Annotated in this window: 14 protein-coding genes; 7 read left to right on the forward strand and 7 right to left on the reverse strand. The window is 73.0% G+C overall.

Features of this window, described 5'->3' with window-relative positions; genetic code table 11:
- Positions 1-383 precede the first annotated feature (383 nt).
- From ACWCV3_RS19955 to ACWCV3_RS19980, 6 genes are all read left to right on the forward strand, one after another.
- Positions 384-716, forward strand: coding sequence for a metalloregulator ArsR/SmtB family transcription factor (locus tag ACWCV3_RS19955; protein WP_451225623.1), 333 nt, complete (start codon positions 384-386; stop codon positions 714-716).
- On the forward strand, positions 713-1438 hold the full coding sequence (locus tag ACWCV3_RS19960) for a DUF2071 domain-containing protein (RefSeq protein ID WP_451225626.1): 726 nt from the start codon (positions 713-715) through the stop codon (positions 1436-1438). Before ACWCV3_RS19955 ends, ACWCV3_RS19960 begins: the two co-directional genes overlap by 4 nt.
- Before the next feature lie 169 nt (positions 1439-1607).
- The gene (locus ACWCV3_RS19965) at positions 1608-1997 is read left to right on the forward strand and encodes an Orn/Lys/Arg family decarboxylase (protein WP_451225629.1); all 390 of its coding nucleotides are present in this window, start codon (positions 1608-1610) and stop codon (positions 1995-1997) included.
- A gap of 13 nt (positions 1998-2010) precedes the next feature.
- Positions 2011-2211, forward strand: a complete 201-nt coding sequence (locus ACWCV3_RS19970; protein WP_451225632.1) for a hypothetical protein — start codon at positions 2011-2013, stop codon at positions 2209-2211.
- A gap of 430 nt (positions 2212-2641) precedes the next feature.
- Positions 2642-3109, forward strand: a complete 468-nt coding sequence (locus ACWCV3_RS19975; RefSeq protein WP_451225635.1) for an SRPBCC family protein — start codon at positions 2642-2644, stop codon at positions 3107-3109.
- The gene (locus ACWCV3_RS19980; RefSeq protein ID WP_451225637.1) at positions 3102-4733 is read left to right on the forward strand and encodes a phytoene desaturase family protein; all 1632 of its coding nucleotides are present in this window, start codon (positions 3102-3104) and stop codon (positions 4731-4733) included. Before ACWCV3_RS19975 ends, ACWCV3_RS19980 begins: the two co-directional genes overlap by 8 nt.
- A gap of 29 nt (positions 4734-4762) precedes the next feature.
- Here the strand turns inward: ACWCV3_RS19980 and ACWCV3_RS19985 are convergent, their stop codons facing one another.
- From ACWCV3_RS19985 to ACWCV3_RS20015, 7 genes are all read right to left on the reverse strand, one after another.
- Complete coding sequence (locus ACWCV3_RS19985; protein WP_451225640.1) at positions 4763-5314, reverse strand: type 1 glutamine amidotransferase domain-containing protein; 552 nt, start codon at positions 5312-5314, stop codon at positions 4763-4765.
- A 104-nt stretch (positions 5315-5418) separates the two neighbouring features.
- Positions 5419-6267, reverse strand: coding sequence for an STM4011 family radical SAM protein (locus ACWCV3_RS19990; RefSeq protein ID WP_451225643.1), 849 nt, complete (start codon positions 6265-6267; stop codon positions 5419-5421).
- Between the two features lie 10 nt (positions 6268-6277).
- On the reverse strand, positions 6278-7612 hold the full coding sequence (locus ACWCV3_RS19995; RefSeq protein WP_451225646.1) for an STM4012 family radical SAM protein: 1335 nt from the start codon (positions 7610-7612) through the stop codon (positions 6278-6280).
- Entirely contained in the window at positions 7609-8421 is an 813-nt protein-coding gene (locus tag ACWCV3_RS20000) for an STM4013/SEN3800 family hydrolase (RefSeq protein WP_451225790.1), read from the reverse strand. Before ACWCV3_RS20000 ends, ACWCV3_RS19995 begins: the two co-directional genes overlap by 4 nt.
- A 46-nt stretch (positions 8422-8467) precedes the next feature.
- Complete coding sequence (locus tag ACWCV3_RS20005) at positions 8468-9613, reverse strand: STM4014 family protein (protein WP_451225649.1); 1146 nt, start codon at positions 9611-9613, stop codon at positions 8468-8470.
- A 10-nt stretch (positions 9614-9623) separates the two neighbouring features.
- The gene (locus ACWCV3_RS20010) at positions 9624-10580 is read right to left on the reverse strand and encodes an STM4015 family protein (RefSeq protein WP_451225652.1); all 957 of its coding nucleotides are present in this window, start codon (positions 10578-10580) and stop codon (positions 9624-9626) included.
- Positions 10581-10693: 113 nt separating this feature from the next.
- Positions 10694-11041 (reverse strand): DUF1330 domain-containing protein, encoded by a 348-nt coding sequence (locus ACWCV3_RS20015; protein ID WP_451225654.1) that lies wholly within the window; start codon positions 11039-11041, stop codon positions 10694-10696.
- Positions 11042-11317: 276 nt separating this feature from the next.
- Here ACWCV3_RS20015 and ACWCV3_RS20020 point away from each other — a divergent pair, with 276 nt between their 5' ends.
- A complete protein-coding gene (locus ACWCV3_RS20020; RefSeq protein WP_007502648.1) occupies positions 11318-11521 on the forward strand; it encodes a cold-shock protein in 204 nt (67 codons plus the stop codon).
- The last annotated feature ends 69 nt before the right edge of the window (positions 11522-11590 follow it).

Genomic DNA, 11590 nt, shown 5'->3' on the forward strand with positions numbered 1-11590 from the left:
CGCCGGCAACGTCTGAACGGGCGTGGTGGCGGCGCTGCGCGGGCGGCCCGAGGTGGCTTCGGTGAGCGCCGCGGCCCGCCGGGTCCCCAGGGAACGGCCTGGGTGGTGGCGGACGTGGACCCGGACGGCGACGATCTCGTGTCCCCCTTCCGGGGCGCGCACGCGGTGGTGCGCCTGACGTGGAGGCTCCGGCCCCTCCACGGCCGGTGACGACCTGACAGATCAACGTGCCCGGCGGCACAAGGGTGTCCGAAGCGGCTCCGTCAGCCTGGCCGCCGGACCTCTGAGGGAACACACGGGCACGGACACCCTGCCGCTCACTCCGCCCCGACCCGCTGCGACAACCCTTGTTAGCTATTTGGCTAATGTGCTAAATATCGAGCATGACAGAAGCTCAGGACGAGGCGGGAGTCTTCCGCGCCCTCGCCGACCCGACGAGGCGCCAGATCCTCGAGGACCTCAGAGGCGGCGAGCTGGCGGCCGGTGAGATCGCAGCCAGGTTCGCGATCAGCGCGCCCTCCATCTCACGGCATCTCGGCGTGCTCAAGGGGGCGGGACTGGTCACCGAGCGGCGGGAAGGCAATCGGATTCTCTACACGCTGGCCCAGGATCGTCTGGCCACCAGCGTCGGACGGTTCCTCAGCGCCGTCTGCCCCGAGCAGATCGTGCTCCGCCGCACCGCGTGGCGCGCAGGAGCGCGGAGCGAGGAGTCATGAGGATGCCGCGACTGTCCAGCGTCATCGAACGGCGGCTTCTGGTGAACTACCGAGTCACCCCGGAAGCGGCGGCCCGCCTGCTCCCCGGGCCGCTGCGCCCGCAACTCGTGCACGGCCACGCGGTCGCCGGCATCTGCCTGCTGCGCCTGGGAAGCGTCCGGCCGTCCTGGGTACCCGGGGCGTTCGGTCTGCGCAGCGAGAACGCCGCACATCGGATCGCCGTCGAGTGGGACGGACCGGACGGCGTCGAGACCGGTGTCTACATCCCACGACGCGACACCGCTTCGTGGGTCAACGCGTGGGCCGGAGGCCGCCTCTTCCCCGGCGAGCACGGCCGAGCCGACTTCGAGGTGCAGGAGGGTCCCGACCGGACGCGCGTCGCCCTGGCGACCCGGGACGGGGACACGCGCGTGGATGTCACGGTCGAGCTGTCCGACGAGCTGCGGGGCAGCGAGCTCTTCGCCGACCTCGCCGAGGCTTCCCGCTTCTTCCAGGCCGGGGCCAAGGGGTTCTCGGCCACCGGCTCCGGCCACCGACTGGACGGCATGGAACTGCGGACCGACGCCTGGCAGGTGGAGGCCTCCCGGATCCGTTCCGCCTCGTCGTCCTTCTTCGACGACCCGGACTGCTTCCCGCCGGGAAGCGCGACGCTGGACAGCGCTCTGCTGATGCGCGGCGTCCCCGTCAGCTGGCGGCCGCTCCCGGCCATGGCTTCCGGGTAGAACCGGGACGCGGCGCGGCGCCGGGGGTTCAGCCGGAGGGCTCGTCGGGTACCGGCTGGTCCGGGCGCACCCCCGCGGACTCCGGCGCGCCGCTCGGGCCGGCCCCCGCCTCGTCCGTGCCGGGGGCCGGGCTCGCCGCGTCGGACGGGCGGCCCGTGGCGGGTACCCGGTGGCTCCGGGAGCATGCGGGCCCGGGACGGCCGGATGCGGGAGCGGGCCGCTTCGGGGTGCGCCGCCGGGGCAGGGGTCACACGTTCCGGCGGAGCAGGCTGCGGGGCGCACCGCCACCGGGACGGCCGCGCCGTACCCGCCGGGCATACCGGCGGTGCTGCCGGGCGAGCGGCTCACCGGGCCCGTGCCGCGGCATCCGGTCACCGGCGTCCGTCCGGGCGGGCACGGACCTCCTCGACACGGCCGATTCCCGCGCTCAGAACCGTGCGGGTGGTCGCCAACAACAGCGCATGCGATCGAATGCTTTGTGTTTCAGGACGAAGCTGACGGATACCCGCACATAGTCGTTCACAAGTTCAGAGGAAGTGTTCACGGTGGGCAGGTGTGAGGGGGACCGGAAGATGCCGGAAGAACAGGACGGCGAGGCCGCGGAGGCGAAGCTGCCACGCCCGCGGAGCCAACGCACGGAGGAGGAGTTCCGCGAGCTGATGCGGGAGGCCCGGCGTGAGGCGCGCCGGCTGCGGTACGGCCGGCCGCCCGAGGAGGATTCGGCGGTCGCGCTGCACACCCAGCACGCCGAGTTCGGCGCCGCGGCCCACTGACTCACTTCGCCGCACCCTGAGCCGGTGAACTGCGCCGACGACGCATCCGGCCAGTGACGTCCCCTCCACCGCGAGCCGGCCGGCCCGCGGTGGAGGTCGTGGGGGTGACGGAGCTGGACATGGTCTGGTCGCGCAGCAGCAGCCGGCGCAGGCGTTGTGCAGGCCGCGCCCGCGCCGGACGCGGTGGCCCGCCGCCGGTCCCCGGCTGGACGGAATGTTCACACAGCGTCTTGGGCGTTCTACTGCCGGATCACGGAAATCTTCGCCCTTCTCTCATGCCTTCTTTCCGGTGTGGCGAGCTGCGTGGCCCCGGCGGTCACCGGACCATCCCTTCGGACGGGGGACGCGTGATCCGTGGTCACCGGGTTACCCGTGCGGCAGTGCGCGGGCGCTCCCGGTCCGCGGCAAGTGCTGTGCGAAGGAGGAAACCGTGGCCATCCGCTACCAGCTCATCCGGCGTCCGCCGGCCGCCGTCTGGAAGGTGCTCGAACAGCCTTCCCGCTACGCGGACTGGGTCGTGGGCACCCATCAGAGCGCGCCCCGCGACGGTGACTGGCCCGAGCTGGGCTCGTCCCTGGCCTACAACATCAAGCTCGGCCCGTACCGCGTCGACGGTCACACCGTGGTGCGCCGCTACGAACCGCCGCGGTGTCTTGAGCTGGAGGCGAGGGCACCCTTCGGCAACGCGCGCATCGCCATCGACGTACGCGACTGGGGCGGCGACTCCCTCGTCATCGTGGACGAACACCCGCTGAGCGGGCTGGGCGGCAAGCTGCACAACGTCGTGCTCGACGCCGTGATCCAGCTCCGGCACCGGGACATGCTGAGCCGGCTGGCCAGGCTGGTCGAGCGGGGCAGTCCGCGGCCCCCCGGCGCCGAGAAGGCGGACCATGAGTGACGCGGTGGTCATCGGCTCCGGGCCGAACGGGCTGGTCGCGGCCAACCTGCTCGCGGACCGGGGCTGGACTGTGGAGGTGCTGGAGGCCCGGGAGCGGCCCGGCGGCGCGGTGCACAGCGACCGCGGGGTCCACCCCGACTTCGTCAACGACGTCTTCAGCTCCTTCTACCCCCTGGCCGCCGCCTCCCCGGTGATCGACGGACTCCGGCTGGAGGATCACGGGTTGCGCTGGACGCACGCGCCGCACGTCCTGGCACACCCCCTGGCCGGCGACCGCTGCGCGGTGATCGACCGGGACGTGGACGTCACCGCCGAGTGCCTGGAGAAGCTCTGCCCCGGGGACGGCGGAGCCTGGCGCGCCCAGTACGCGACCTGGGACCGGATCGGCTCCGACCTCCTCCAGGCCCTTTTCACCACCATGCCCCCCGTCCGGGCTCTCGCCGGACTCGGCTGGAAGCTGCGCGGCGGCGGCGCCCTGCGCCTGGCCCGCTCCATGCTGCTGCCGGTGCGCCGCCTGGGCGAGGAGGAGTTCGGCGGCGAGGGGGCCAGGCTGCTGCTCGCGGGCAACGCCCTGCACGCGGACCTGGGCCCGGAGTCGGCGATCGGCGGCGGCTTCGGCTGGATCATGTCGATGCTCGGCCAGCAGTTCGGGTTCCCCGTGCCGGTCGGCGGCGCGGCCGGCCTCACGGACGCGCTGGCCGGCCGGCTCCGGCGGCGGGGCGGCGTGATCCGCTGCGCGGAGCCGGTGACCGGGGTCGTGGTCGAGCGCGGCCGGGCCGTCGCGGTCCGAACCGCCGGCGGTGACACGGTCCCGGCCCGGCGTGCCGTGCTCGCGGACGTCTCCGCACCCGTCCTCTACGGCCGGCTGGTCGCTCCCGAGCACCTGCCCTCGCAGGTCCTGGAGGACATGCGGCGCTTCCAGTGGGACTTCGCCACCTTCAAGGTCGACTGGGCGCTGGACTCGGCCATCCCCTGGCGGGCCGGGACGGCGAGCGGCGCGGGCACCGTGCACCTCGCGGACAGCGTGGACGACCTCACCAGGTTCGCCGCTCAGATCGCCATGGGGCAGATCCCCGCCAGCCCGTTCCTCCTGGTGGGGCAGATGACCACCGCCGACGCGACCCGGTCACCCGCGGGCACCGAGTCCGCCTGGGCCTACACCCATCTGCCCCGCGAGGTGCGAGGGGACGCCGGGGACGCCGGGCTCACCGGTTCCTGGGACGCGGCCGAGCGGGAGATCATGGCGGACCGGATGGAGCAGCGGATCGAGCGGTTCGCGCCGGGATTCCGCGCCCGGATCATGAGCCGGCGCGTGCTGTCGCCGCTCGGCCTCCAGTCCGAGGACGCGAATCTCAGCCTGGGCGCCCTCAACGGCGGCACCACCGCGCTGCACCAGCAGGCGGTGTTCCGGCCGATCCCCGGCACCGGCCGCCCGGAGACACCGGTGCGGGGCCTGTATCTGGCCTCCTCCTCCGCCCATCCGGGCGGCGGGGTGCACGGCGCTCCCGGTGCCAACGCGGCGCGGGCCGCGCTGGGCGTCCGCCGCTCCTTCGCGGACGTGATGTCCCTGGCGCAGCGGTCCCTGACACGCGGAAGCGGGGCGGCCGCGGTGGGAAACCGCTGACCGCCCCGCTCCGGGCGGGCCCCTGGTGCTCAGCCCTCCAGGCTGCGGATGATCGCGGAGGAGAAGGCGTCGAGATCACCGGGGTTGCGCGAGGTGATCAGGGTGTGTCCGCCCTCGGTGTCCACCACGACCTCCTGGTCCGTCCAGTTGGCGCCCGCGTTGACCAGGTCGTCCAGCAGGGACGGGTAGGAGGTCATGTCGCGGCCGTCGGTGAGTTCGGTGTTCACCAGCAGCCAGGGGCCGTGGCAGATCGCCGCCACCGGCTTGCCCTCCCGGGCGAAGGCGGTGACCAGGCGCTGCGCGTCCTCGTCGATGCGGAGCTGGTCGGCGTTGAGGGTGCCGCCGGGGATCACCACGGCGTCGTAGCCGTCCGAAGACGCCTCGGCGAGCGTGGTGTCCGGTTCGACCTTGCCGCCGGGGTCCTTGTCGGAGACGAGGGTGGCGATGACCTCCGGTTTCTGCGCCGCGATCACCACGCGGGCACCCGCGTCGCGCAGCGCGGCCACCGGCTTCGTCAGTTCGTCCTGCTCCGTCCCGTAGTTCGTCGTGAGAACGAGGACGCTCTTGCCGTCGAGAGCCATGGGTTCGTACTCCTCCCGTCTCCCCCTGCTTTCCGGTGCGGCAGTCGCGCTCGGCGGCGTCCGGCACCGGTCTTACCCGCACCGGCTGCCCCTTTGGCCCCGGTTCATTCGACGGCGGCCGGAATCCTTTCCAGCACTCCGCCCGCGAACACGTCGTACAGCGGCAGGGTCTCCAGGTGGACGTAGCCGATGTGGCAGTCGCAGCTCGTCAGCGGGCAGGGGCGGGGGCGGAGCGCGGCCCGGTAGGAGCCGTCGTAGAGGTTGCCGAGTTCGGCGGGGACGAAGTGGCAGCGGCGGACCGTGCCGTCGCCGTCCACCGAGATCACGGACTCACCGGTACGGCACGGCAGCCCGGCGCTGGCGTGCGGGTGCCGGCTGTAGGGGAAGAGCGGGTCGAGCCCGGTCCACACCTCTGCCTCCGTGTCGTCGTAGGTGTGCCCCTCGGCCGCGTTCACCCACAGGTACACCCGCGCCGGCAGTTCGGCCCGCAGCCGCCGCGCCGCCTCCAGGTGCTCGGGCAGCCCGACGATGCCGACGCTGTACCGGACGCCGAGCCGGTCCAGCTCCCGGCACTTTCCGAGGAACCGGTCGTACGGGGTCTGGCCGGGGTGGTACGTGCACCACAGCGCGAGGGTGTCGCGCTCGGCGTCGGCCAGCCAGTCGGTGCGGCAGCTCAGGTTGGTCTGGATGGCGACACGGCGGATGTGCGGCAGGTGGGAGAGGTCGGTCAGGGCGCGCCGGTACCAGGAACGCACCAGGCCCTCGCCCCAGGGCGTGAACAGCACCGAGAGCCGGTCCCCGGTACGGGTGGCGGCCCAGCCGGTGAACCGCTCCAGGCTCGCCCGGTCGGCCCGCAGCCGTTCCCGGCTGTCCCGGCGCTTGGCGAACGGGCAGTAGGGACAGTCGTAGTCGCAGGAGGCCAGCGGGCCCCGGTACAGCAGGGTCAGGTCCATGACGGGCGGCTCACTTGCGCTCGTAGGCGGCCATCGCCGCCCGTACGGCCGGGGAGAACAGCTCGGGGCCGAGCGCGTCGGAGTGGGCGAGCCCCTCCGGGGTCAGCCGCAGTACCGGGCCGGACTCCAGCCAGCCCAGGTCCGTGAACCGCGCCAGTTCGGCGGGGAAGTCCTCGGCCGGGGCCCGGCCGCCGAACCGGGCGCGGTAGTCGGCGACCGGCAGCCCGTCCGCCTGGAGCAGCGACTGGAGCAGATGGCGGCGGCGCGCCTCGTCCCCGGTCATCCGGCGCCCGTACTCGGCGTGCGCGAAGTCGGCGGCGGGGCGGGCGGTGTAGTCGTCGATGATCGCCCGGATCTCGTGCATGCCGACGGCGTAGTCGAAGGAGTAGTGCAGTCCGGCGGTGTACGAGCGGGCCCCGCAGCCCAGACCGATCATGCCGTCGGTCTGGCAGGCGTAGTCGTCGGCGCCCTCCGCCGGGGCGTCGGCGCGGCGGAACATCCGCATCGACCGCTGCTCGTAGCCGTGCGCGAGGAGATGGTCACGTCCGGCGCGGTACAGCCGCAGCCGCCGCTCGTCCCACTCGGGGTCCGCCGCGTCGGCGCGTCGCCCGAGACCGGTCAGCGGGCGCACGTAGAGCGGGTACAGGTACAGCTCCTCGGGCCGCCAGGCCAGCGCGGCGTCCAGCGAGCGCAGCCAGGTCCGCTCGGTCTGCCCGTCGATGCCGTAGATCAGGTCGATGTTGAGCACGGGTATCCCCGCCTCCCGCACCCGCCCGAGCGCCGCCTCCACATCGGCCCGGCGCTGCGGCCGCACGGCGGCCCGCGCCTCGGTGTCGTCGAAGCTCTGCACGCCGAGGCTGAGCCGGGTGGCGCCGCGTTCGGCGAGGACGTGGAGCCGGTCGGCGGTGGCGGTGGCCGGGGACGCCTCCACGGAGAGCGGGACGGCGGTCAGGTCGGCCCCCATCCGGTGCTCGGCGATGTCGCACAGCCGGGTCAGCTCGGCGGCGGTGAGGAAGGTCGGCGTGCCGCCCCCGAAGGCGGCGGTGGCGAACCGGACCGGCTCCCTCTCCCCCAGCGCCTCCCGCACGGCGCCCGCCTGCCGCTCCAGGGCGTCGAGATAGGCGGCGGTGAGCCCGTCAGGGGCGCCGATGCGGGTGAACAGGTTGCAGAACCCGCAGCGCACCTCGCAGAACGGGATGTGCAGATAGAGCGACAGCGCGTCCTTGGGCTCACCCGCCCACAGCTCGCTCAGGCGCGGCCGGCCGGGAAGCTTCCGGTACGCGGTCTTGTGGGGGTAGGCGTACACGTAGCTCTGGTACGGGGCGGGGGCGGTCGCGGGGGTCATCGGGTGGCTCCCTGGCCGAGCAGGAAGTGGGCGTAGGGCACGGTCCACACCGACTCGTGGCCGACGCGGTGGCCGGTCCAGCCGTCGTCGCCGTAGGCGGTGCCGTGGTCGGAGCAGACCACGGCGAGGCAGGGCCGACGGCTGCTCATGGCGGTGAAGAGGCGGCCGATGTGCCGGTCCACGTACTCCAGCGCGGCGGCGTGGGTGGCGCGGGAGTCGCCGTCCTCCACGCTCGCGCCGGGCAGATGGAACCAGTTGGGCTGGTGCAGCGCGGACACGTTGACGAAGAGGAACAGCGGCTGTTCCGGTGCCGTGCGGGCGGCGATCTCCTCGGCCCGGGCCACCTGGGACTCGAAGGAGGTCGGGGAGGTGACCCCGAACTCCGGTTCCCAGTGCGACTCCTCGAAGAGTCCGGGCAGCACCGAGCCGAGCGCGCCCTGCTTGTTGAAGAAGCCCACTCCCCCGACGCACGCGGTGCGGTAGCCCGCCCTGGCGAGGCCGGAGACCAGGTCGGGGGTGTCGTACACGAAGGTACCGTCGGCCGTGGTCTCGCTGCCCGCGAAGGCGGCGGCGAACAGGCGCGGATGGCGGCCCGGCCGGGCCGGCGTGGGCAGGAAGCCCGCGAAGATGGCCTGGTGGGAGGCGTAGGTGAAGCTGCCCGGCGCGTGCCGCTCCTCCCAGCGGCCACCGGGGAGATGGCGGGCGAGGTTCGGGATGCGGCCGGCCTCGGCGAGTTCGGTCGCCACGTCGTGGCGGAGCGTGTCGAGGGTGACCAGCAGGATGTCGTGGCTGCCGACGATCCGGTTCATGTCCGGTACGCCGGGGGCCACTTCGGGCAGTCGGGCGGTGGCCGGGTCAGGCGCTGACATGGGTGGTTCCTGTTCTGTGCGGATGGTGCGGGCCGGGCCGCCCGGTGAGCGGCGCCCGGCGCAGGGCGGCGGCGACCTGCGCCGCGTAGGTGTCGAGGCCCTCGGCGCCGCCGCCGGGCAGGCCGGTGAGGCGGGGCAGCAGATCTCCGAATGCGTTGACCTCGCCGACGAAGGCGCGCCGCCAGCCGACGGCCGGGAGCAGGTCGACGCCGACGCAGAGGGTGTCCGGGAAGCAGGCAGCGGCCCGCTCGCAGATCCCGAGCACCTCCGGCCAGCGCAGCCCCGCGCTCTCGGCCGCCCGCCGGGCCCCGGCCAGGTCGCCCCGGCGGCCCCCGAGGTGAAGGTTGGTGAGCGGTCCGGCGCTGGTGCGGACCACGGCGTGGGTGGCCCGGCCGTCCACCACGACCACCCTGAGGTCGGCGGCGCGGCCGTCCTGGGACGCCTTGGGCACCCAGCGCTCCAGGTGCAGGCCGTCCGGGGCGAGCGCGTCCACGATGGCGGCGATGTCCTTCTCCCGTTGGTAGCGGCGCACCTTGAGGGAGTTGAACAGCCGCCCCGCGGAGTCGAGTTCGACGGAGGTGGCCGCCCTGATCCGGCCGCCTCCGGCCGAGTCGACGGCGAGCACGCCGGACGCCGAGGAGCCGTGAGCGGGCTTGACGAACAGCCGGGGCATCCGGTGCTCACGCATCAGCGCCCGCACGTCGTCCCAGCCGCCCACCAGGGCACCGGCCGCGCCGGAGGTCGGCGAGGCGGGCACCGGTACGCCCGCCGCCGCGAGGACCGCGTGGCAGCGCCGTTTGTCGAACATGACCGCCACGTCTTCGGAACCGTCCAGCCGGATGCCGCCGCGCAGCGTGCCCAGGGCCGCCGTGAAGCGCTCGTACCAGCGGGCCGTGCCCTCCACGCGGGTCGGGTCGGGCATGCCCCGCAGGAGGAGGTCGACCTCGGGGTCCTCTCCGGGGGAGTCCACCCGGACGATCTCCTCCTTCCCGAACTCGGCGCCGCCCGCCCGCAGTACGTCCAGCCAGGGCACCACGCGGGGTGCGGGCAGCCCGGCGGCACGGACGGCCTCCGCGAACAGGGTCACCCTGCGGCCCCCGGGGTTGCCGACCACGGCGAAACACCGGTTCATGGCCGGCCGCTCACTCGCCGATGGCCACGAAGCGCTGCACGGTGCCGTCCTCGTCCTCGTACGAGTCCGCGTCGTCCTCGTTCAGGTCGAGCCGGACGCCCGCCGGTTCCAGTGCGTCCCGCAGGCGCTGCTGGAGGGGCTCGGTGATGTAGTGGTGGTGCAGGTCCAGGAACGTGAGGTGGGTCAGCGGCCGGCCGGCGAGCAGCGCGGCGGCGCCCTCGTCGCCCAGGGTGCCCATGGAGAGGTCGAGCGTCTCCAGACGGGCCACCACCGGCGCGGAGGCGACGGCGGCCGCGATCTCGTCCTGGATCTCGCTGTTGCGCAGCCCCAGGTGACGCAGCGCGGGCAGCCGGGTGCCGGAGAGGATCGGCTCCAGGTCGGACACCGCGGTGTCGGCGCCGTACTCCGAGTCGCCGAGCCACAGTTCGAGGTGCTCCAGGGCGGGCAGGCCGCTGGCCCCGACGCCCCGCACGACCTCAGCGGGCAGGCCGCCGGTCTCCACGACCAGCTTGCGCAGCGCGGCGTGCTCCAGCGCCGGGAACTCCAGCCCGGCGCCCCCGCGCACGCCGAACTCGGCCAGGTCCGGGAAGCCGGTGAGCAGTCCGGTGACGTCGGTCTGCTGGATCCAGGAGAGCTCGGCCTCCTCCATGACGAGGTCGCCGAGGAACAGCGCGCGCAGAGCGGGCAGCCGGTCGCGGGCGGCGAGCAGCGCCGCCATGACCGCGGAGGAGTCCCTCTCGTACGCATCCGTCCAGGCGCCGACGATCAGCGCCCGCACCCGCGTGGTGTCCACCGTGGCGAGGAAGCGGGCGAAGGCGTCCTCCCACTCCTCCTCCGCGTCGTACACGTCCCCGGCTATGCGCCAGGCGACGGCGCCGGGCTCGGGCAGCCCGGCCTGAGCGCCGGGTCCGGGAAAGGCGAACGCGGGGAGGCCGTACAGCTCCTCCAGGTGGTGACCGATGGTCATACGGGCTGCTCCTGACGTGCGAGGGTCGCGAACGTGTGCGGTCCACGGCGTACGCGGAAAGTTCTACCAACCCGCACCGACAACCGGTCACACGGCTGTGGACGACCGCCCGGCTACTCCGCGGGCAGTCCCTCGCGCAGCGCCTTCGCGGTGGTTCCCGGGTCGTACCCCTCCGGGACCCCCTCGACCAGGATGATGTCGCCCGCGATGTGCCGGGAGCGCAGCGGGGCGATCTCCCGGTAGGCGGGCGAGTCCCACCAGGCCCGCGCCTCGGTGATCCCCGGGAACCCGATGATCACGACGTGCCCGGCCCACTCCCCCTCCTTCACCTCGTGCCGGTTGCCGTGCACCAGGAAACGCCCGCCGTACGGCTCGAAGGTGGCCGTGATGCGCTCGATGTACTCCGCGATCTCGGGGTGCGGCGCGGCCTCGCGGAGATGGGCTACGGCGTAGGCGGTCATGGGTCCTCCCCGACGTCGGTGATCGTCCGATCTTCGTACCGACGATGCTTCCATCCCCGCCGACCGGCGTCGATGGTCCGTCGGGAGATCGACCACGACACGCCGGGGCGCGAGATCCGGTCCGGCGCCGAGCGGCACGTGTGCTAGTCTTTTTCTCGTTGCAGTTGTGGTACCCATGAACTTTATGTGCGCCTGACGGGAAATGTTTTCTCTTTGGGCGCATTTTGTTTTCCGGCATCTTCCGGATGGGGCCTCTGCCATCAGAAGGAGAAAGTCATGGCACAGGGAACCGTCAAGTGGTTCAACTCTGAAAAGGGTTTCGGCTTCATCGAGCAGGACGGTGGCGGTCCGGACGTCTTCGCCCACTACTCGAACATCGCCACCCAGGGCTTCCGTGAGCTCCAGGAGGGCCAGCGGGTCAGCTTCGACGTCACGCAGGGCCAGAAGGGCCCCCAGGCCGAGAACATCGTTCCCGCCTGATCGCAGGACGCGTATTCCGCTCACCGGGGTCCGCACCGTCATGGTGCGGACCCCGGTTTGTGCTGTGTT

The organism is Streptomyces sp. NPDC001781, assembly GCF_053596035.1.